Annotated in this window: 19 protein-coding genes and 1 tRNA gene; 10 read left to right on the forward strand and 10 right to left on the reverse strand. The window is 58.0% G+C overall.

All coding sequences use genetic code 11. From position 1 onward, the window contains the following. Positions 1 to 492: 492 nt before the first annotated feature. The 5 genes from NMA52_RS09830 to NMA52_RS09850 all read left to right on the forward strand — a co-directional run bounded on the left by NMA52_RS09830 (position 493) and on the right by NMA52_RS09850 (position 9,706). A complete protein-coding gene (locus NMA52_RS09830; protein ID WP_254827490.1) occupies positions 493 to 2,844 on the forward strand; it encodes a thrombospondin type 3 repeat-containing protein in 2,352 nt (783 codons plus the stop codon). 116 nt (positions 2,845 to 2,960) lie between these two features. Continuing rightward, entirely contained in the window at positions 2,961 to 3,110 is a 150-nt protein-coding gene (locus NMA52_RS09835; protein ID WP_254827491.1) for a hypothetical protein, read from the forward strand. A 417-nt stretch (positions 3,111 to 3,527) separates the two neighbouring features. Continuing rightward, positions 3,528 to 5,132 (forward strand): thrombospondin type 3 repeat-containing protein, encoded by a 1,605-nt coding sequence (locus tag NMA52_RS19140; protein ID WP_254827492.1) that lies wholly within the window; start codon positions 3,528 to 3,530, stop codon positions 5,130 to 5,132. An 88-nt stretch (positions 5,133 to 5,220) separates the two neighbouring features. Beyond that, a complete protein-coding gene (locus tag NMA52_RS09845; protein ID WP_254827493.1) occupies positions 5,221 to 6,198 on the forward strand; it encodes a potassium channel family protein in 978 nt (325 codons plus the stop codon). A gap of 433 nt (positions 6,199 to 6,631) precedes the next feature. Beyond that, positions 6,632 to 9,706: a T9SS type A sorting domain-containing protein gene (locus NMA52_RS09850; protein ID WP_254827494.1), complete on the forward strand. Its 3,075-nt coding sequence runs from the start codon at positions 6,632 to 6,634 to the stop codon at positions 9,704 to 9,706. A 58-nt stretch (positions 9,707 to 9,764) separates the two neighbouring features. On the opposite strand, the gene NMA52_RS09855 is transcribed toward NMA52_RS09850, so the two are convergent. Beyond that, positions 9,765 to 11,600: an ABC transporter ATP-binding protein gene (locus tag NMA52_RS09855; protein ID WP_254827495.1), complete on the reverse strand. Its 1,836-nt coding sequence runs from the start codon at positions 11,598 to 11,600 to the stop codon at positions 9,765 to 9,767. A gap of 66 nt (positions 11,601 to 11,666) precedes the next feature. On the opposite strand from NMA52_RS09855, the gene NMA52_RS09860 reads away from it, so the two are divergent. The 4 genes from NMA52_RS09860 to NMA52_RS09875 all read left to right on the forward strand — a co-directional run bounded on the left by NMA52_RS09860 (position 11,667) and on the right by NMA52_RS09875 (position 15,672). Next, positions 11,667 to 12,353, forward strand: a complete 687-nt coding sequence (locus NMA52_RS09860; RefSeq protein WP_254827496.1) for a DUF2461 domain-containing protein — start codon at positions 11,667 to 11,669, stop codon at positions 12,351 to 12,353. A gap of 21 nt (positions 12,354 to 12,374) precedes the next feature. Beyond that, on the forward strand, positions 12,375 to 13,487 hold the full coding sequence (locus NMA52_RS09865; RefSeq protein WP_254827497.1) for a glycosyltransferase family 4 protein: 1,113 nt from the start codon (positions 12,375 to 12,377) through the stop codon (positions 13,485 to 13,487). A 63-nt stretch (positions 13,488 to 13,550) separates the two neighbouring features. Continuing rightward, entirely contained in the window at positions 13,551 to 14,330 is a 780-nt protein-coding gene (locus tag NMA52_RS09870; RefSeq protein WP_254827498.1) for a DUF1080 domain-containing protein, read from the forward strand. Between the two features lie 31 nt (positions 14,331 to 14,361). Then, positions 14,362 to 15,672, forward strand: a complete 1,311-nt coding sequence (locus NMA52_RS09875; protein WP_254827499.1) for a sugar MFS transporter — start codon at positions 14,362 to 14,364, stop codon at positions 15,670 to 15,672. Between the two features lie 678 nt (positions 15,673 to 16,350). Here NMA52_RS09875 and NMA52_RS09880 read toward each other — a convergent pair. From NMA52_RS09880 to NMA52_RS09910, 8 genes are all read right to left on the reverse strand, one after another. Beyond that, entirely contained in the window at positions 16,351 to 16,749 is a 399-nt protein-coding gene (locus NMA52_RS09880) for a hypothetical protein (RefSeq protein ID WP_254827500.1), read from the reverse strand. Positions 16,750 to 16,944: 195 nt separating this feature from the next. Further along, entirely contained in the window at positions 16,945 to 17,133 is a 189-nt protein-coding gene (locus NMA52_RS19145; protein ID WP_371930953.1) for an RHS repeat-associated core domain-containing protein, read from the reverse strand. 124 nt (positions 17,134 to 17,257) lie between these two features. Beyond that, complete coding sequence (locus tag NMA52_RS09885; RefSeq protein ID WP_254827501.1) at positions 17,258 to 17,734, reverse strand: biopolymer transporter ExbD; 477 nt, start codon at positions 17,732 to 17,734, stop codon at positions 17,258 to 17,260. Between the two features lie 125 nt (positions 17,735 to 17,859). Beyond that, positions 17,860 to 18,417, reverse strand: a complete 558-nt coding sequence (locus NMA52_RS09890; protein WP_254827502.1) for a biopolymer transporter ExbD — start codon at positions 18,415 to 18,417, stop codon at positions 17,860 to 17,862. Positions 18,418 to 18,438: 21 nt separating this feature from the next. Next, positions 18,439 to 18,945, reverse strand: a complete 507-nt coding sequence (locus NMA52_RS09895) for a hypothetical protein (RefSeq protein WP_254827503.1) — start codon at positions 18,943 to 18,945, stop codon at positions 18,439 to 18,441. 27 nt (positions 18,946 to 18,972) lie between these two features. After that, positions 18,973 to 19,695, reverse strand: a complete 723-nt coding sequence (locus NMA52_RS09900; RefSeq protein WP_254827504.1) for a MotA/TolQ/ExbB proton channel family protein — start codon at positions 19,693 to 19,695, stop codon at positions 18,973 to 18,975. 76 nt (positions 19,696 to 19,771) lie between these two features. Beyond that, positions 19,772 to 19,859: transfer RNA gene (locus NMA52_RS09905), tRNA-Ser, on the reverse strand. 331 nt (positions 19,860 to 20,190) lie between these two features. After that, positions 20,191 to 20,982 (reverse strand): TatD family hydrolase, encoded by a 792-nt coding sequence (locus NMA52_RS09910; protein WP_254827505.1) that lies wholly within the window; start codon positions 20,980 to 20,982, stop codon positions 20,191 to 20,193. Between the two features lie 34 nt (positions 20,983 to 21,016). Here NMA52_RS09910 and NMA52_RS09915 point away from each other — a divergent pair, with 34 nt between their 5' ends. Then, complete coding sequence (locus tag NMA52_RS09915; RefSeq protein ID WP_254827506.1) at positions 21,017 to 21,670, forward strand: viroplasmin family protein; 654 nt, start codon at positions 21,017 to 21,019, stop codon at positions 21,668 to 21,670. 75 nt (positions 21,671 to 21,745) lie between these two features. Here the strand turns inward: NMA52_RS09915 and def are convergent, their stop codons facing one another. Next, on the reverse strand, positions 21,746 to 22,303 hold the full coding sequence (gene def, locus NMA52_RS09920) for a peptide deformylase (protein ID WP_254827507.1): 558 nt from the start codon (positions 22,301 to 22,303) through the stop codon (positions 21,746 to 21,748). Positions 22,304 to 22,343: the final 40 nt, after the last annotated feature.

Raw genomic sequence — 22,343 nt, forward strand, 5'->3', positions numbered from 1 at the left:
TGCCGGCCGGAAACGGACGGTCCTGAAAACTATGAGTCCTAATACATCCGTTACGGGGCTGCTCTGTTCAATACGCTAAACTTACAAACATATTTCTTTTGAGGACAGTCAAGCTATGCTTGACCCGATTAGCCCGTTAATTATCTGAATTGGTATGTCTTAGCATGCTTTGGGTAAGCCATGTTGATTATTAACGGAGTTCCACCACTATTACCACACTATCTAACACCCTGCAGTATGCTATCCGTGACTAGGGATATGCGACTTGCACCATTCTTCCTGAGTATGAATTAACCCTTAGGCACGACCGTGCCTGACATCGCAGAAGGACCCATGGTTATTCCAAGTCGGTTTCTTCTTTCCACATCCATATTTCATCCCGGCATTATCTACTTCCCTACTGAAGGGAATAGGCCACCGCTATGCAACCCATTTTAATCACCCGAGGATCCCACCTACCAAGACGGTGTTCCCTCATTTTATATTCTATTTATGCGACATATTATACTCATACTGCTCCTCGCTATGGTTACGATAAGCGATTTGGTAGCACAGACTACCGACGCAACCCAAGCGCCGGTGCTCGTTGGTCAATGGACTTTTGAGCAAGGGGAAGAACTCCTCGATAAACAGGGGAACTTCGGCACTATGACGTTGGTCAATTCGACCATATCTGACGGAACCCTTAACCTTAAAAGAAATCAGTACGCCAAACTCGAAACCTATACCGGTCCGCCACTCACCAGCAAAACCCTGGTATCGTGGTGCCGCATAGATGATTTGAACGTCAGATATGGTTCAGTCCTGACCATCGACCACACGAACATCGACCAATTTGACGGCATCGTCTACGCAGAACTCAACCCGTATCAGTGGACGGTGGGCAGCTCGGGGTACAGGCGCACTCAGCGTTTACAGACGGCGCACGCAGAAACCGAAGCCGGAATTCTTATCCAGATGGTAATCACCTATGAGCAGCTCGCAACCGGCTCGAAAATAGCTGCATACCGGAACGGTGAACTCTTAGGAAGTTACGTTACCAACAATAATCTGGTCACTTTCGACGCCGGCAACGACATTCAGGTGGTTTTCGGAACTCGTCACATATACCCTGGCGGCGGGCTCAATCAATTTCTTGACGGCAGAATTGAAGAAGCTCGGATTTATCAAGGAGCTCTGTCGCCGGAAGAGGTGGCTGCTACGTACAACGAGGGTATCGACCCCATTGCAGACACGGACGAGGATGGCATTCCGGACGAAGAAGACAACTGCCCTACCATCGCGAATGCGGAGCAAGCCGATAATGATGGGGATACCCTGGGTGACGCCTGTGACGATGACGATGATAACGACGGCGTGCTCGACGTTGACGATGCCTTTCCCTCCGATCCAGCTGAATCGGTAGATACCGACGGAGACGGTATCGGCAACAATGCAGACACCGACGATGACGGTGACGGGCAGACGGATGCCGACGAAGTAGCCTGTGGCTCCGACCCCCTCGACCTCGCCAGCCTGTCACCTGACAACGACGGCGATAGCTCTCCTGACTGCGTCGACGAGGACGACGACAACGACGGCATATTGGATATTGTCGACAATTGCCACCTCACCGCCAATAGCAATCAGGCCGATAATGATGGGGACGGCATCGGTGATACCTGCGATGACGACGACGACAATGACGGATTCAACGACGACGACGATTGTAATCCACTGAATAGTGCGATCAACCCACTGGCCGCGGAAATCTGCGACGGTATTGATAATAACTGCGACGGAGTAATCGACGAGAATTTTGCTCCCGAGATCAGCGCAATCAACGTAACGGCCGAGCCTACCGCGCTGGGTTCCCCAATCCAGGTACACGTCGAATACACCGATGCCAACGACCAGGACGGGCACACTGCAATCGTGGACTGGGGGGACGGAACAACTTCTGATCTGGCAATCGACCAGCTTGCTAACGCTGCGTCGGCCAACCACGCTTATTCCGCTACGGGTGTGTACAGCATCATGGTTACCGTCACCGACGCATGCAGCGATACCGATACCGAAGTAGCTGCCACTTACGCCGTGGTGTTCAATCCTGGCGAAGGATTTGTGACCGGCGGCGGCTGGATTCACTCTCCTGCCGGAGCCTACACACCCGATCCCAACCTGGAGGGTAAGGCCAATTTTGGCTTCGTAGCCAAGTACAAAAAAGGTCAGTCTACTCCCGACGGCAACACCAACTTCCACCTTAATGCGGCGGATTTTCGCTTCAAAAGCACGGCGTACGACTGGCTGGTCGTTTCCGGCAACCGAGCTAAGTTTAAAGGCATCGGCGAGGTGAACGGAGAAGCTGGTTATGCATTCATGATCACGGGCATTGACGGCGACATGAACAAGGCAGGAGAAGCCGATAAGTTCCGCATCAAGATCTGGAGCCTTAATGGTGGAGGTGTCGTTTACGACAACCAGATGGGTTCCAGTGATACCGAATATGCTTCTACCGAACTGGGTGGAGGTACGATCCAGATTCACTACGCTAATAGCGGAGGGAAAACAGCAGCGAAAAGTATGACCCAACCTACCACCGACAAGGGAGAGCCGGCCAATTTCGCCTTCTATCCTAATCCTGCTAATCACGATCTTACGGTGGAGCTTCAGGATTGGAACGCCCCCCTCGAAGTGGTACTGTTTGATCAATTGGGACGTCGGATTATAACACAACAAGTAGACGTCCCAACCTCCACGATTCGCCTTCCGTTGAGCGAGCATAACTTGCAGAGCGGCATCTACACGCTAAGCGTGTCCGATGGCGACCAGCAAATCAGCCAGCGGCTAGTCATCCAACGATAAACGACCCAGGGCATGCCGTAGATAAGGAAGGTCACCCCCCCGGGGTGGCCTTCCTTTTTACCGACACACCAGTCTGATAAGCGAACAAATCGGCCCGCGCTTTCGACCACATTGCGGTGCGCGTAGCCGGTTGGGAAAACGGTGCCGAACTTCGTCTGATCGATCAGCTGGACCTCGCCGAGCATGCGCTGCCCGATGGCGTGTATACCGTCAGCATATCGGATAGCCACCAGCAAATGAGTACCCGTTTGGTCGTCAAGCGGTAGTTACGGATGGGCCCGGTTTTCCGAACCGGGCCGCTTTGATTCCCAGGAAAAGCAGGTCACCTTCGGGCGGCCTGCTTTTCTGCTTTGGGGCTCGTGAGTACTTCGCAAGGTGATCTCCGCCGCCCGGGCGGTAAACACCGGGCTATAAACTTCGTTGCTAGGGTAACTTCCGGTCTGCGCAGGCGAGTGGCGCCCAGTCCATTAGTAATGCGTACCATTAGCAAGATTGCGTAAGCAGACCGCCGGGTGGAATAGGTTGACTCCTAACCCTTAGCCACCCAACCACACCTAAGTATCCTAAAAAATAGCCTTTATTTAGAACGCGTGCCCTTCACGGGCGCCGTAGCCCCTTACCTTATCCACCGAGAACGAGAACACATGCATACTTCCTTTTTGCCACGCTGCTTATTTATGGTAATGTTACTGGCATCGGCAATTCTCCACGCCCAATCGTGGGAAGCCTGCGGCACGCCGAACCTGACGGGAGCCACCGCCGAGTATCCCCTGCTCGCTACCGACCCGGCGGGCGTGGCGCACCTGGTGTTCAGCGACGGTCGTCACGGGGGCCGGGCATCCCTGTACCGGCTGCAGGGGAATACCTGGATTCCCGCGGGCCCCGCCGGGTTCTCCAGTGCCGCGGCGGTACAGCGCAGCGACGTAGCCTTCACGGCGGACGGTCAGCCCTTCGTGATCGTCACTACGGACGAAGACGATAGTGGTGAGTACGCATTGGAGGTCTATACGCTTACGAACGGAAAGTGGACGGACGTATCCCCGCCGGTAGACCGGGGTACGGGTATCGATCCAAAGATCGGATTCGCCAACGGCTTCGTATACATCGCCTTTATGGAACCCAGCACGAACGGCTGGGGACTATCGGTGATGCGGTATTCCGCCGGAGGCTGGAGCTACGTGGGTGAGGCCGGCTTCGGACCCGCATTCTCGTATCCGGCGGGATTCACCTTCCGCAACGGACAGCCCTGCGTAGCTTTTCCCGATTCCGAGCACGATTACCGGGGCTCGGTCATGACCTTCAACGGAACGGAGTGGGTTTACCTCGGCGACCCCGGTTTCACTTCCCCATCCGCGGATGCCGTACTCTGGCTCAACCTGGAACTGAGCACGTCGGGAACGCCGTACGTAGCCTTTACCGACAAGGCAACCCTCGGAATAAATACCATGCGGTTCGTAGGGGGGCGCTGGGAGCGGGTAGGCGGCGTCAACTTCGCAAAGGGGTTCTGGACCGACCTAGCATTTGACGGCGACGACGCTTACCTGGCCTTTCAGGACCTGAACGCCCTGGACGGCGCCTCGGTCATGCGGTTTCGCGGCAGTGGCTGGGAGTACGTCGGAGCGGGACCCAACCTGACCGGGCGGCCCGCATACGCCCAGAGCCTCACGATCAGCCACGACCTTGCCCAACTGGCATTCACGGATCCGGATAATCGACGCGGAGCTACGGTCATGAAGTTCTCTCTGAATCCGCCAAGTGATGAAGATGATGACAGCGATGACGATGAAGAAGGCAACGGTGAGGATGACGACGATGACAACGGCGATGAAGATGAAGGCAACGGAAACGGTGACGACGACGATGATGACGACGACGACGAGCAGGATGATGATGACGATGAGGACGAGCAGGACACGGACGACTTTCCCACCTACGACCGTGACGGGGACGGAGTCCGCAACGGAGCGGACAATTGCCCCGATACCGCCAACCCCGCCCAGGCTGACAGCGACTGCGACTCCGTAGGCGACGACTGCGACGTATGTCCGGGCATCGACGACCGGGTGGACCACAACCGGGACGGTATTCCCGACTGTACCCAGGTACTCGCCTACGACGATTACATCGACGACTGGAAGTGCGGCAAACCCAAGCAGGAAAAGATCACCGTACTACACATACCGTCCGGCGACCTGACCAAGGCGAAGGAAAAGTGCATCAGCGTAAGTGCACTGCGTGCGCATTTAGGTCACGGCGACGTGATCGGCGCGACGGGCACTTGTGACTGATACGGCGGAAGCAGGTTGACTGACGACGTAGCGGCACGCCCCCGCTACGAGAACGAACATGTACACCCGGTGAACGCTATTTGATGCTATGGACGCTTTACTTGTCATTAGCGGTTCCGCGCTGATCCTGATTACCCTCGTGGACTTTCTGTTCACCACCCTCTCGTGTAACGGCTCCGGCTTCATCTCAACGACCACGAATCGCGTACTGGACCTGTTGCTGTTGCCACGGTTCAAGATCGTGCGGGACTGGTCAGGCGTCATCCACCTGACGGGAACCCTGCTGGTGTGGGTCGTGCTCCTCGTGCTCGGTGGGTGGCTGGTATTTTCTTCTCACCCCGATATGGTGATCAATTCCACCACTAAACTGGCGGCGAACGCCGGGGAAAGGGCCTACTATACCGCCTTCGTGTTCTCTACCCTGGGCATTGGCGACTACGTGCCCGGCAGCTCCCTCAGTCGCCACGTCACGGCGGTCTACTCGGTACTGGGCTTCGGCGTCCTGACGACGGCCATTACCTACATCCTTTCGGTAACCGGAGCGGCTACGAAAAAGAAAAACCTGGCGACCTTCATTTCCAGTATGGGGGATAATCCGACGGACCTATACGCGTACTTCACGACCGAACCGGACGGCAGCTTTTTTACGGAAAGGATCGATGATCTCGTGACCCAACTCAATCAGCACATCAACGATCACCTTTGCTATCCGATCGTCCATTATTTTCATTCCGATAAGCGGCCCTGGTCGGCAATCGTCCAACTATCCTCCCTGTACGAGTGTCTGCTCGCGCTCAGGATACGGTACGCGGATGACCCCGGAGTACTGACGCACACCCGCCGGGTAGAGCGCTGTATCGATCGTTTCCTGGAACTAGCGCGCGTTCCGGCACGGCTGCGACGCACGGACGACGATACCCTGGTAAACATACGTCGGGAGTGGCGGGGAGAACTTCTCGGCCCGCTCATTGGCGATACGGCCCACTCCGAAGAGAGCCGGTCGTTCGGCGCGCTGCTGCGGCAGGCCGGGCACGATTGGAAATCCGTGTTCGAAAGGGATGGCTGATCTGGTACATACCTAAATTCCCCAATATTAGGGAGTGCATACAATGCTTACGGAAGTTAGCTTCGTAGGGCTTTGAAACACCCCATTGGCGGATACCCCATACCATACCCCGATTAATATTATTCAGGTTCCCTAGAGTGGCGTAGGCCGTCGCATTACCCCATACCGGCCGCGATTACCCGAGGTGGTATATAAAGTACCCAGTAGACCCGGCCAACGTATTTCATATTCAGACCAGGACCGGCTCACGAAGCTGAGCCGATACCCGGGCACGTCCGCTATATACATACTGTAAATCATACCCCGGCTTGCCGGACAACGGGCGCGTCTACCGAGCGTGCCACCTGCAATTCCACGCAATGACCTTAACGCCGCTGTCGCGGTAATGGGTCAGCTATGCCCATTCTATTTTTTCACCCATAATACCCTAATAATGAATAGTACACGTTACCCGAATCTATTTTCCCAAGTCGAAGGTCGGAGATTCACCCCCCGCTGGGCACCGCTCATGTTGGTCCTGTCGCTCCTGCTCACGAGCCTCTCCCTACAGGCGACGCATTTCCGCTACGGCTCCCTGAGTTGGCGGCACCTGACCGGCACCACGGTGGAATTCCAGATCGAGCAAGCCTGGCGGACGGGCTTCTTTTTCAGCGGGACGCCGGCCATCGGCACCGTCGTGACCGTGGACGCCCTAATCTACGGTGATGGCACCTCCGATCCTATCAACCTGACGGTAACTGCCGTAGACGAGGTTGACGGGTGGTTCTTCGGACGAGTCACCCTTACGCACACCTATCCAACCCAGGCTGCCTATAGTCCCTACTATTCCTCCTGTTGTCGCATTGGTGGTATCGTCAACGCAAGCGGAGGCTGGTACGTCACCAGTCTGGTCGATCTGTCGCCCGGCCTTCTCGGGAACGATTCTCCGGTAACCTCCATCAATCCCATCGTGAACGTGCCCCAGGGCGCTACCGCCACCTTCAATTTGCCGGCGACGGACCCGGACGGTGACGCCATTCGCTACCGCCTGGCCGGCTCCGGGGAAACCTCCGGCATCGACCTGAGCCCCCTCTCCGTGTCCGCGACCGGGCAGGTAACCGTAGACATTAGCGGTGCCGGAGTAAACGCCCTGTACTCCGTTCCCGTGATCGTCGAAGATCTGGACGCGAGCGGAGCCGTGAAGTCCGCCGCCGCCGTCGACTTTTTCGTGCGCGTGGTGCAGCCCTCCAATCCTCCGGGCTTCGACTATACGGTGACGCCGGCCGATAACACCGTGCTCAACGTACGCCCCGGCGAGGCCGTAAGTTTCACCGTGCGGGCCTCCGATACGGATCCGGGAAGTACGGTCACCCTGAACGCGGTCGGCGTACCACCGGGCGCGAGCTTCACGCCACAACTACCGACTTCCGGCAACCCCGTGCAGAGCACCTTCAACTGGACGCCCGGCTCCGCCAATCAGGGAGCGAACGTCATCAACGTCACCGCCACGGACGATCTGGGTAACCAGACCGCCACCGCCATCTCGATCGTCGTCTCCCAACGCCCCATCTTCGACGTTCCGCCTACCCCGCCGTCGAGCGTGTTCAACGTCGTCGCGCCGGGTGACAGCCTTTCCTTCACCGTCCAGGCCTCGGATGCCGACAGCACCGACCTGGTGAGCATCACGGCGGCAAAAAAGAAATCCACCGGTACGGACTTTACCGCCCTCGGCGGTATGCTTTCCCCCGCCCTACCGACCCCGGCCGCCAACCCGACCTCCACCGTGGCCTCCTGGGCACCCGGCGCGGCCGACTGGGGACTGTCCGTAATTGTATTCACCGCCGTCGACAGCAGCGGGGAATCCACGCCCCACGAAGTCCCGATTTTGGTGAATACGAATCCGATGTTCACCAGCATGCCCGATACTACCGCGACGGTCGGTGCGCTGTACTCTTACCTCGTCATGGCAACCGACGCCGACCTCCCCTACGGAGATGCCCTGGAGATCGTCGGCATTAACCTGCCCGCCTGGCTCACCCTGACCGATAACGGCGACGGTACGGCACTACTGAGTGGCGTACCGGGACCGGGAGACGCGGGGTCCGTACAGATCGAACTGGAAGCCCACGACATCTACCACCACCAGAACGTGGGCGGCATCCCGCAGCAGACCTTTACGATCGCGGTCGGCGGCGGCGGCGGCGGTGTCTGCACCATCACCCTGGACTCGGTAGCAACGACCGGAGTTACCTGTCCCGGTGCGGACGACGGCACCCTGACGGCCTACGCGTCGGGCTCAGGCACCAATTATACCTACAGCATCGACGGTCCGCTGGCCGATATGAACACGACGGGCACGTTTACCGGACTACCCGGCGGCATGTACACGGTGTCGGTCAGTGATGATGATACCGGTGGCTGTACGGATACCCTGATGAACGTCGAGGTCCCCATGAGCGCGAGCGCTCCTCCGGTGATCGTAGACATTACCGTGCCGGATCGGGCGCAGTATATCGGACAGATCCTCAAGGGCTTCGTCACGTATACCGACGCCGACGATCACGACGACCACACCGCCACCATTGACTGGGGGGACGGGGTCACCGAAAAGATGAGCGTAAAGCAGCTGCTGAATAAGGGCGATGCCCAGCACCGCTACTTCCAGGTGGGTACCTATACCGTTCACATCACGGTTACGGATGGCTGCGGCAACTCCGTTACGGAGCAGTCCGGCCGGGATATCGTGGTGTACGATCCGAACGCCGGCGCCGTAGTGGGCGGTGGCTGGTTGCTGTCGCCCGGGAAGGCTTACCTCTACGATCCCATGCCCGGCATCGCCAATTTCGGGTTCAAGGTGGAGTATGAGGATGGAAAGTATAAGCCGACGGGGCACTTCGACTTTTTCCTGAACCCCTACGAGTTCTACTTCTCCGCCACCCGCTTTGAAACGCTGAGCGTCGACGGTCACCGATTCCGCTTCACGGGCTCCGGCCAGGTGAAGGGCACGGGTGACTACCGGTTCATCGTCAGTGGAGAAGACGGTGAGAAGAACAGCAGCGGCTTCCCCTTCGATAAACTGCGGATCATCATCATCGATAATTCCAACGACGACGTCGTGTACGACAACCTCCGCGGCATCGACTTCTCCAGTCACGATGCCCCCGTTCTGGTCTTCGGTCGGGTATCGATCCGCACCGCGGACGACGAAGACAGTGAGCCGATCGTGATGGATCCTCCGGGCACCCTTCCCGTGAATTCCCGCCTGGCGGACAAGGAGCTTGCCGAGTCCATCGTCTACCCCAATCCGGCCTCCAGTGAGATCAAGGTGGACTGGGAAGGCTTCACGGGCGATACCCGGGTTGTACTGGTGGACCAAACCGGCCGCATCGTCCTCGACCGTATCGCGGATGCGGAAGCCGGCTCCCTGCGTCTCGACCTGCAGGCCCTTAATCTGACCGACGGAATGTACCTGCTCCGACTCACCGACGGTGATCGCGACGTCAACCACCAGATCGTGATCCACCGCTAAAGAAGGAAGTCATCCCTATTTTTATACCGGCAGGCTGTCTTCGGGCGGCCTGCCTTTTTTATACTTCCTGCAGCTCCACCAATTTTCGGTAGGCACCGCCGCGTTCCAGCAGCTCCCCGTGGGTTCCCCGCTCGATGACGCGTCCGCGGTCCAGTACGACGATCTCGTCGGCGTTCTGAATGGTGGAGAGGCGGTGGGCGATGACCAGGGCCGTACGCCCCTGCATTAGTCGCTGCAGGGCTTCCTGCACCAACCGTTCGGACTCGCTGTCGAGGGCGGAGGTGGCCTCGTCGAGGATCAGGATATCCGGATCGCGCAAGACGGCCCGGGCGATGGTGAGTCGTTGCCGCTGGCCGCCGCTGAGTTTGTTGCCCCGATCGCCGATGTTGGTCCGGTAACCCTCCGGCGTAGCGACGATGAAGTCGTGGGCATTGGCAACCCGGGCGGCTTCCTCCACCTGTGCGGGAGTGACGTCCCGCATGCCGAAGACGATATTGTCGTAGATGGTGTCATTGAAGAGGATGGCCTCCTGGCTGACGATGCCAAAGCGGCTTCGCAGTTCCTCCAGGGGGAAATCGCGCAGGTCGCGGCCGTCCAGGGTGATGTACCCCGACGTAGGGTCGTAGAAGCGCGGCAGCAGGTCGGCGATCGTACTCTTGCCGCCGCCGCTGGCCCCGGCCAGCGCCAGGACCTTCCCCGTCGGGATCTCCAGATCGAGGTGCTGCAGCACGGGCGTTCCGTCGGGGGTGTAGGAGAATCCGACGTCGTGAAATTTAATGCCCGATGTTGGCTTTTCCCGGGAATGCACGGCACCCGCGGCCCCGCCCGCAACCGGCGTAAGAAGCGGGTTCTGTACGTCGAGCACGGCTTCCACCCGCTCCAGGGCGCCGAGGCCCTTTTGTACGTTGTACCAGGCCTTGGAAAAGTTCTTAGCCGGGTCGATCACCATGTAAAAAGCGAAGATGAAGGCGATGAAGGTGCCCGCCTCCATGGTGCCCGCGAATACCTCCCGCGAACCGTAGAGCAGCAACAGGGCCACCGTAGCGATGCCCAGGAATTCGGTGAGGGGGCTCGACAGATCCCGTCGCCAGAGCAGGCGGATGAGCCGGTGGCGGTAGCGGTCGTTAAGTTCGGCGAAGCGCCGGGCCTGGTGGTCTTCCGCCCCGAAACTCTTGATGATGCGCAGTCCGCCGAGACTCTCCTCGGTACGGCTTACGATCTCCCCGAGCGTTTCCTGCACCTCGCCGCTGCTCCGCTTCAGTCGCTTGCCGATGCCGCCGATCACGACACCGGTGAAGATCATGAGCCCGAAAACGAAGAGCGTCAGCGAAGGACTCACGATGATCATGAAGGCGAGCGAGCCGATGATGATGAAGGGCTCCCGGAAGATGGCCTCCAGTACATTGAGAATACTGCTCTCGACCTCCTGCACGTCGGCGGTGATGCGGCTGAGCAAACTGCCCTTGCGCTCCTCGGTGAAGTAACCCAGCGGCAGATGGAGCAGGTGAGTGTACAGCTCATTGCGCAGGTCGCGGATCACGCCGTTGCGGACCGGCGACATGAAGAAGAGGGCGAGGTAGCGGAACAGGTTCTTGAGCAGGAAGGACAGCAAGATCAGCGCGCACACGTACAGCAGGGCCTGTTCGCGTCCCCGCTCGGTGATCCACTCGGTGACCAGGTACCCGCCGTACTGCTCGAGATCGGCCAGGGAGTCGATGGAGGCCGGCGCGGTGGTGACGGGCTCCGTCTGCTCGAACAGCAGATTGAAGAACGGCTGAAAGATGGGGATGGACACGACGGTGAATACGGCCGTCAGAATATTACACGCGATGGCCAGCGCCACGAGGCCGCGGTAGTTGCCCAGGTAGCCGAGAAGTCGGCGGAAGGATTGCATGGGGCGAAGATACGGGGGGAGTGAGGGAGTGAAGGGGGGAAGGAGTGAAGGGGGTACCTTTGGCGAATGATTCAGATTAAATCCTCGACGTTTGAGTTTTTGCGGCAGCTGGCGGAGAACAACGACCGCGACTGGTTCGCCGAACACCGGGGGGAGTACGAGGCGGCGCGGGCAAACGTAGCCGAGTTTTCGGACGCCTTACTGGAGCGCTTGCGGGAGACCGACGTGATCAGTACGGAAAACGGGAAGAAATCACTCTTCCGGATCTACCGCGACGTACGCTTTAGTAAGGACAAGCGGCCCTTTAAGACCAACATCGCCGGCAGCTACACCCGCGACGGGCGGCAGCGGCGGGGCGGGTACTACTTTTCCTTCTCCCCCGGAGAAAGCATGGTCGGTGGCGGCTTTTACGGCATCGAGCGCGACGATCTGCAACGCATCCGGCAGGAGCTGGGCGGGGACGCGGGTCCGATGCGGGAGATCGTGGAAGCCAAGGACTTCGGCACCACCTTCGGCACCCTGCGGGGCGAGCAACTGAAGACGGCTCCCCAGGGCTTCCCCCGGGACCACCCGAACATCGACCTGCTGCGCTACAAGCAGTTTTACGCCGCCCGCCACTTTAACGAAGCGGAGGTACTGTCGCCCGGCTTTCTTGACGAAGCCACCCACACGCTGCTGGCGCTGCGGCCCTTTTTCGATTACTTCAGCGAGGTGCTCACGACGGATGCGAACGGGGAGAGCCTGATCGACTGAGTCCGTAATACCTTAGCGGCCATGTCCTATTCGCTTCTCCTCATTTCCGATTACCGCGACAGCCTGAACGCCGTTCGTCCGGAAGGGCGCTGGTTCGTCGAACTCTCTCGCCACTACGGGTATCGCATCACCCTCATGACCCGCCGCGAGGGGTCCAGCTACCTCGACGAACTGGAAGCCGCCGGCGTGAGGATCATCGACTGGCATCCGGAATCGAAGTTCGGGCGCGCCGACCGCGACCGGATCCGGGAAGAACTGCGGCGGGGCGAGTACAATATCCTCCACCTCTTTAACAACAAGGCCATTGCCGCCGGGGTGGCCGCCGCGAAGGGGTGGCCGGGGAAGGTGGTCACTTACCGGGGGTATACCGGGAACATCCACTGGTGGGACCCGGGGGCCTACTTCCAGCATCTGCACCCGCGGGTGGACATGATCACCTGCGTGAGCCAGGCGGTCAAGGACAGCTTCGACGAGCAGTTGTTTTTCGACGCCCGCAAGACCGTAGTGGTGGGCAAGGGGCACGACCCGGCCTGGTACGCCGCCGTGGAACCCATGGACCTGCACCAGGCCTTCGGCATCCCGGCGGATAAACTCGTGATCATCATTCTGGCCAATGCCCGCCGGATGAAGGGCATGGACTACCTCGGTACCGCCATCCGGCGTATGCCGGCCGAACTGCCGATCCACTTCCTCTTCGTCGGCCGGGGGCTGGAGACGACCGAACTGCGGGTCGACCTGGCCGATAGTCCGTACCACGACGAGGAGGACTACACCTTTACCGGGTTCCGGGAAGATGCCCTGTCCATACTGGCCGGGGCCGACATCAGCCTGCTGCCCAGCGTGAAGGGGGAAGGCCTGAGCAAGGTCTTGCTGGAAAGTATGTTCCTGGCCCGGCCCACCATCATGACCGACATTGGGGGCAACCGGGGACTGGGCATCGACGGGGAAACGGCCCTGATCGTATCGGCCCGCGATGAGGACGCCCTGGTCGGAGCCATCACCCGGCTGGCGGAGGATCGGGAACTGCGGGAAAGACTGGGGCCGGCCGGCCGCGCCTACATCACCGAACACTACCGGGCGGAGCAGTCGGCCCGCGAGCTCGACGCCGCCTACCGGCGGGTCATGCGGGGGTAGCGGCAACCGGGGTTTCACATATTGCCGGGCACGCCTTACCTTACCACAGTAAAATTACCACCCATGCAGTACAGTTATTTGACCGTCGTCGCCCTCCCCTTCCTGCTCTATTCCTGCGGAGGTAACGAGGCGACCCGGGCCGAAGATATGCCCACCCCGGAAGAAGTCATGACCTCCGCCGGAGAACCGATGATCGAGGGCAACGGCGAGTGGACCGACCTCATGGAGGGCGACATCGCCGACAACTGGCACACCTACGGCGAGGATGCCCCGGGCGCCGCCTGGAAGGTGGACGACGAGGGCGCGCTCTACCTCGATACCAGCAATAAGGGCGAGCACGGCGTTGTAGGCGGTGGCGACCTTGTCACCAACGAAAGCTACGCCAACTACGAACTGGAACTTGACTGGAAAATCGGCGAGTGCGGCAACAGCGGCCTCATCTACAACGTGATCGAGCACGACACCCTGCCCTATCCCTGGCTCAGCGGTCCGGAAATGCAGATCCTGGACAACTCCTGCCACCCCGATGCCAAGATCGTCACCCACCGGGCCGGCGACCTCTACGATATGATCACCGGCGAGCCCGAAAACGTGAAGCCGGCTGGCGAATGGAACTCCATCCGCCTCGTGGTGAAGGATGGCTACGTCGAGCACTGGCAGAACGGCGAACGGATCGTGACCTACACCGGTAAGGGCGAGCCCTGGAAGGCCATGATCGCCGACTCGAAATTCAAGGACTACCCCACCTTCGGTTCGTCCACCTCGGGCAAGATCAGTTTGCAGGACCACGGAGACCCCGTCTGGTTCCGCAACATCCGCATCCGCGAGCTCAGCTCGAAATAACTTTACATCACTGCACCAAATAGTTTAGATCATGCTTGTTGATTCACCGACCGCCGGGACTGCCGCCGGTATCCCCGCGAACCGCGACCGTTTATTCCTTGCCGCCTGCGTTTCCCTCGTGGTCACGTCCATGACCTTCGCCATCCGCGCCGGCATCCTCACCGAACTCGGCAACACCTTCGCGCTCACCGGCCCCCAACTCGGTTGGGTGAACAGTATGGCTTTCCTGGGCTTCCCCATCGCCATGATCATCGGCGGACTGCTGTACAACGAGATCGGCCCCCGCAAGATGCTCTGGACGGCCTTCGTCTGTCACTTACTGGGGCTCGTCCTCACCATCTACGCCGGCGACATCGGGCCGCTGAGCGGATTCTGGGGACTGATCATTTCGACTTTCTTCATCGGCTTCGCCAACGGCGCCGTAGAGGCTGCCTGTAACCCCATGGTGGCGGATATGTACCCCGAGAAGAAAACACAGATGCTCAACCGCTTCCACGTGTGGTTTCCCGGCGGTATCGTCATCGGCTCCCTCGTTGCCCGCTTCTTCGGCGACGCGCTCGGGTGGCAGGGACTCATCGCGACCATGTTCATCCCCACGATCATCTACGCCGTCCTGATCTACGGCCAGGAGTTTCCGAAGGCCAATTCAATTAGCAACGACACCCGGGAGAACATCCGCAGCCTCGCTACGCCCCTCTTCCTGTTCATCGTGGTCTGCATGACGCTGACCGCTACCACCGAATTCAGCACGACGCAGTGGGTAGAGAAGATCCTGGGGGCCAGCGGTGCCAGTCCCATGATCGTACTGGCGCTCGTCACGGGTCTGATGGCCGTCGGACGGTTCTTCGCCGGTCCCATCGTGCACAACCTCAACCCGACCGGCGTACTGCTCATCAGTGCCGTGCTGTCGACCATCGGTATTTACCTGCTCAGTACGCTCACCGGCGGGGCGGTGTACTTCGGAGCGATCGTTTTCGCCCTGGGTATCTGCTACTTCTGGCCCACCATGATCGGCTTCGTGGGCGAATACATTCCCCAGACGGGCGCGCTCGGCATGTCGCTCGTCGGCGGTGCCGGTATGTTCGCCCTCGTCATCTGGAACCCCATCATCGGCGGCTGGCTCGACGACGCCAAGGCGACCGCCGAAGTGGCGGGAGCTACCGGTGCCGAGGCCGACATCATTGCGGGTCAGGCTACCCTGTCCACCATGATGTGGTTTCCGATCATTCTCATCGTGCTCTTCGGGGGCCTGTACTTCTACATGCGCAACCGTCCGCAGGTCCGCGCCGACGAGGCCGTCCTCAACCCGGACGCGATGTCGACGCCCGGATCCGCCCGCTAGTTCGAACGGGCTTTAGCGGCGGGTCCGCGGGAGCCATGCAAATGCCCATTCCGGTGCTTCCGGGATGGGCATTTTTTGATTAAGGATGAGGCCTCTTCGGGCCGATCTGGGGGCGAGCGGTGCGGGGTCGGCGCGGAGCGCCTCAGCCTTGGATAACTGATGATCTGGCTCCTTTTGCTCACCCTTTCACTATTCACTGTAAAGGTGTCAACCGCCCAACACTCGCGCCACGTCCATACCGCCGCAAAAAGCGTCGCCACGGCGTGGCGCTACTCATTGGGCGAGAGTACTAACTGTACTCCTCACTCAGCGATCAACATTGATCTGAAATACTTCAGGATACATTGGCTCCCAGTTTCGTCTATTACAATTATATCTCCATTTATATATAATACTTCCTCAAAGGGCATCATCTGCGGGCAATTCTTTGAACTAAAATTTGCGTCTAATTCAAGATGTCCATCGTAATCTCGATATACCCTAAATCTATGATATCTGCCTGGATTAGATGATACGTATTCGACCCAGTTGCCCCCATCACATCCACCCGACCAATATGCTGATATGGGCACTCCACTCGGACGCTTGAATGGTTCGCATGGAACAGGAGTTAACAACCATATGAAAGCACAAGAGATAGCCACGCAGGTTATTACAACTTTTACCCAAAATGAAGTTTTACTGTTCATCACCATCATCTTTGTCGCGAAAGAGATCCAGAAATTTTTGTATTTCGCTTTTTCTAACATGGTATGAAGTGGGCCCAGTCTCAGAATCGTAGGTAACCCGATCAAAGTAATCTTGATAGCGGTTCTTTACCGCATTAGGTGCAATATTGATTGTAAATGGAGAGGCATCATTTACCTCCGGGTCAGCATTCAGCACATCGCAACCGAATGTAGCACAGTTATTAGAAAATAAATCGTATGATTCTCGACCTTGGTCATAGTTGGGACCGGGATTGCTTTCGCCCAACTTGGATTCAGCATAATCTAGCATGGCCTGATAATTATCGTTCTCAATGTACGCTCCTTCGATATCACCTCCCTGTCCTGACCGCTTAGATATAGCTCTCATGACCCCATTAAGAGATCGTTGAGTGGGTTTGCCGTCCTTACCGAGCTTGACATCAGGAATACTGTAGTTTCTAACTCTCCCTTTTGTGCTATCACTTGTAGCGTACCCACCATACTCGTAATAACGAGTTCCTCCTGTCTCATTGTCAATCAAAAGTACTCCAGCATGCCCAAGAGGTTGTCGTCCTAGTCGAGATTACGTATCCACCCTGTAGTTCGGGAAGACAATGAGGATGCCATCTCTTCCATCAGGGTCGAATCCATTAACCGGATTGTTGTAGACGTAATTATATGGATTGATCCAAGTATACTTCTCAGCATTCGGGTCAACTACATTCCACCTCGCTATGGCCGGATCATACCACCTTGCCCCGTAATCGTACAAGCCCAGCTACTCGTTCAGCTCCTTGCCATTATAGCGGTAACGATGATTACCCAACACAAAAAAGCCGCTCCCCCATCCGGGGAAGCGGCTTTTCAACTACTCATGGGAGTATAGCTGGGTTGACCTAATCGAGATTACCCGTCCGCTTACCGGCGGAGTAGTTGATCTTGAGCTGGTTGCTCTTGCGGAGCTTGGTCTTGACGTCCTGAACGATGCCCATGGTGACTTCGCCGTCGACGCGCAGGGAGGAGGTGATCCGGGAGCGCTTGGCTTCGGGGAGCTTCACCTTGTGCTGTTCGAGGAACAGGGGGATGTCGTCGACCGTGGAGATCTTGTCGCCCAGCTGGATGCGGGGGGAGGTGCCGTAGACCGACTGGTACTGCTGGGTAGGCCGGCCGATGTAGATGTAGTTAACGAGGGACTTCTCGTCGAGTTTCGTGAGCTGGGTGGCTTCGGGGGTATTGACCTGCAGTTTGAGGTCGGAGTCCCGAAGTACGGTCACCATCATGAAGAAGAAGAGCAACATGAAGATGATATCCGGCAGCGAGGCGGTCGAGATGGCGGGGGATGCTTTGCCGCGCTTCTTGCTAAACTTGGACATAGGAGCTATAAATTTTGAATTCGTGGCTGAAGGTCAGATGACCCCGGAGGAAAAATTGGTGGGCAGCGGGTCAGGAAAGAGAGGGCCGGACAGTTGTACGCTGATCCGGCCCCTTCGTCTTTTCCTTACTGCTCCTCACCGAAGTTGGTGGGTTCCGCTTCCGAAAGTACCATGGGGATTTCGTCGCGGATCGCCTTACGCTGGGCAAAGGGCATCTCTTCGGAGTAGGGCTGCCCGTAACGGCGTTGTGACAGCTCGTCCCAGAGATCATCGTAGGCACCCTTCAACTCGTTGTATACGGCCAGGTAGGTATCGTAGTCGGTACCGCGGTCGTTCTTGAGCGAGATGATGGCGTTGCGGGGCCCTTCGGCCAGGTCGGGACGCTTGGTGGGATTCATGATGAATTCCTTGGCCCGCTCACGCAGTTCGCCAATCCGGGCCGGCTCCTCGCGGACGAGCAGCTGGTTTTGCGCATTAACAAGTACGGAGAATACGTTCCGTTCCTTCAGTCGGGTAATGTCAGGCTCTTCGTCGGACCAGGGTGGCAACTTCACGAGGATACCCTTGTCTTCGGCGATAGTGGTCGTGACCAGGAAGAAGATCAGCAGCAGGAAGGCGATGTCCGCCATGGATCCTGCATTGATCTCATTGTTCATCCGGTCTCTCGTTTTGGTCTTAGCCATGGTCGTATCGTTTTGTAAAGGTTACTTGAAGATACCGCGAATGCCGAAAACAACGAGCGTCAGGAAGGCCAGGCCGAGCATGATGAGCGCGGTGAGGATGGCCCCACTGATGAACTTCAGGTTGCCGGACGTAATGGTGGCTTCCTGCGAAGTTTCGAATTTGTTGATGGCGTTTACGATCTCGGGATCGGTAGCCTCACCACTGGCCATCGAGTAGCCGATGAAAAGGATGAGGGCGAGTCCGATCAGACCGGCGATCCCCTTCAGCGAGCCTTTGGGGTTGCTGGCCATCTGGGCCACGCCGAAGATCAGCGCGACCACGAAAGCCAATCCGGTCAGTAGGAGGGAAATGTAGATACCGAAGTTAAAGATGCCGGTTTCGTACGTTTCGGGGGTTTTGTCGTTCTGCAGCAGCAGTTCCCGGGTGTTGGCGTCGGCCGAGAAGATCGCGGCCAGGAAGATAACGGTGATCAGCACTCCAATCCCGAAGGCCAGGGCCTGGCCGTACTTGTTCAAAAATGAATACATAATTGATTGGATTTTGCGAGCGACCGATTAGAGCCGGGGACGGGTGAAGGTATTGTTGGTGGCCATGATGTCTACCAGCGCGATAGATGCATCCTCCATTTTGTTAACGATACCGTCGATCTTGTTGACGATGTAGTTGTACAGGATCTGCAGAATAATGGCGACGACCAGACCGAATACCGTGGTCAACAGGGCCACCTTAATACCACCGGCTACAACCGCGGGGCTCAGGTCACCGACCGTCTCGATCCGGTTAAAGGCCTGGATCATACCGATTACCGTACCCATGAAGCCAAGCATCGGAGCAATGGCGATGAAGAGCGAGATCCAGACCAGACCGCGCTCGAGCAGGCCCATCTGTACCGATCCGTAGCTCACGATGGCTTTCTCGACGGCGTCAGGACCTTCGGCGCTGTGGCGTAGACCCTCGTAAAGGACGCTGGCGGTGGGGCCGGGGGTAGACTTCGCGACTTCTTTGGCACCCTCTACGTCACCCGCTTCGAGGCGCTCGCCGATGCGGGAGAGAAGCTTGTCGGTGTTGGTGGAGGCCAGGTTGAGGGTGATGATCCGCTCGATACAGAACGCCAGACCGAGGATCAGACAGATCAGTACGATCGCCATGAACCGCCAGTCACCGTCGATGAAGTTCTTCTTCAGAACCTGAAAACCTTCGGATTCTTGAGCTGCCAGGTCCGCTGCGGAAAAGGCTACCAGCGAAAGAACCGCCAGTGGTTTAAATAGATGTCGCATAGCCGTATTTGAGGTTGACGAAATTGTTTGCGTGATAATAAGATGATGACCCTACGCATTATGGTGTAAGGTACTGCGGAGAAGAAGGGATTCGAACCCTCGATACGGGGTTACCGTATATACGCTTTCCAGGCGTACCTCTTCAACCACTCGAGCACTTCTCCAAAATGAAATTCTTGTCAATAATGGCCGTCACCCGTTGGTGAAAGCCGAAAGAAGTGCAGTGTGTGTGGGGGGGTTACCATATAGACGCGTTAGCCTACGGCTGATCGTCGTTCCTCCTCAGAGTTCCAGGCGTACCGCTGAAGCCACTCGAGCACTTCTCCAAAATATTCTTGTCAATATACCGCTTCTTCATCAAGAAGCGGGCAGCGCCGACCGGGTGGCCAGGGGCGCGGGCATAGACGCAAAAATTGTAAAAACGTTCAACAAAACAAAATTTTTATCGGCCCCCCATAAAATAAGCAGTAGCCCTTCGACGTCATCTTGATCACCTCAAGCTAAGGCATTTTCCGCAAAGCGGTCAAGTTCAAACAGTTGCCGCGCGTTCGCGGAGGTGATCCTTCCCACTTCCCCGACCGGCAATTCCCACAGGGCGGAAATTTTTTTCGCAACGTGCGGTAGAAAGGCCGATTCGTTCCGTTTACCCCGGTACGGAGTGGGTGCAAGATATGGCGCGTCGGTTTCTAAAACGATTCGATCTTTCGGTGCCGCCCGAATAACCGGCTCCAGCCCCCCGTTCTTAAAGGTCGCTACCCCCCCGATACCCAGGTAAAAACCGTAGTCCAGCGCCCGGGCGGCCTGTTCCTCACCGCCGGTGAAGCAGTGAAATACGCCGCGTAGCCGTTGGTCACCGATTTCACCGATCAGCTCCAGGAGCTCGTCTATCGACTCCCGGGCGTGAATGCTGATGGGCAGGTCATAATCGATCGCCCAGCCGCACTGACGTACGAAGGCCTCCTCCTGCTGCCGACGGTAAGTTTTATCCCAGTACAGGTCCATGCCGATCTCGCCGATGGCCACCCACTTCCTTTGTGACAGACGGGCCTCCACCTCGGCCAGTTCTTCCTCCACGTCGGCGCCTACGCTCACCGGGTGCAGACCGATCATCGCGTGGCAGTAGTCCGGATAGTCCCGCTCCAGGCTCAGCATTTGTTCGTGGGTACTCCGGTCGATGGCCGGCAGCAGGACCCTTTCCACGCCTGCGTCGCGGGCGCGCTGCATCATGGCGGGGCGATCCGCGGTAAACTTATCGCTGTAGAGATGGGCGTGGGTGTCGATGAACATTCGGGGCTGGCTACTGGGAATTACCTTCGCGGCTATGGCTAAGCAGAAATTTTACGTCGTCTGGATGGGACATGTGCCGGGGGTGTATACCGACTGGCCGACGGCCAAGCAACAGATCGACGGCTACAAAGGTGCAAAGTATAAATCCTTTCCCGACCGCGGACAGGCCGAAGCGGCCTTCAGGAAGGGATTCGCCAGCTACCTCAACCAGGCCCTCGTGGCTCCTTCCGGAAAAACATCGCGCCCGCGGCCCCGCCCCGGCAACTTCCCGACCACGGATACCATCATCGGTAAGAGCATCAGCGTGGATGCGGCCTGCTCCGGCAACCCCGGCCGCATGGAATACCAGGGCGTGACCACCTCCGGCAAACGACAGATCTTTCACCGCGCCTTCCCCCTCGGCACCAATAACATCGGCGAGTTCCTGGCCCTCGTGCACGCGCTGGCATTCCTCCAGAAACAACAGCAACCCGACCTACCGATCTACACAGACTCCAAGATCGCCATGGGCTGGGTCAGGAAGGGAAAGTGCAAGACCACGCTCCCGCGCAACGCCAAAACCGCGGAGCTCTACGACCTCATCGACCGGGGAGAACAGTGGCTGCGCGATAATAAGATCACCAACCCCATCTATAAGTGGAAGACCGAAGTATGGGGCGAGATTCCGGCGGATTTCGGGCGGAAGTAATCGTCCCACCACATCACCAGCAAATACGACCATCCGCCAAGGGCGACCACCAGCGAGCCCGCGAGCGATACCACCCTACCCTCTCACGAACTTCATCCGGTACTTCAGATCGATATCCCCCTTCTTGATCTTTTCGAGCTTCCGCTTGACGAGTCGTTTCTTCAGGGGCTTGAGCATCTCGGTAAACAGGATGCCCTCGATGTGATCGTATTCGTGCTGGACGACCCGGGCGTTCATGCCGTTGAAGGTGCGGGTATGGGTAACGAAGTTCTCGTCCTGAAAACGGATGGTGACCTCCTCGGGCCGGTCGACGTCGCCGGTGATGTCGGGAATGCTGAGGCAACCTTCGCCGTAGCTCCAGTCTTCTCCCGCTTCCTCCAGGATCTCGGCGTTGATGAATACCTGCCGGATGCCCAGATCTTCCTTCCCCTCCTCCTGCATGGGCCGGCTGTCGATCACGAACAGTCGGATGCTGCGGCCGATTTGGGGGGCCGCCAGGCCGACGCCGTTCGCCTCCTCCATGGTTTCCCACATGTCGGAAATGAGCTGGGCCAGTTCCGGATAGTCCGGAGTGATGGGCTGGGCCACTTTCTTCAGTACGGGCTGGCCGTACGCGTAGATCGGTAGGATCATGTAGTCTAATTTACCCCAGGTTCACGGGCGGAAAACCGCA

The organism is Lewinella sp. JB7, from assembly GCF_024297185.1.
GTDB lineage: Bacteria > Bacteroidota > Bacteroidia > Chitinophagales > Saprospiraceae > Neolewinella.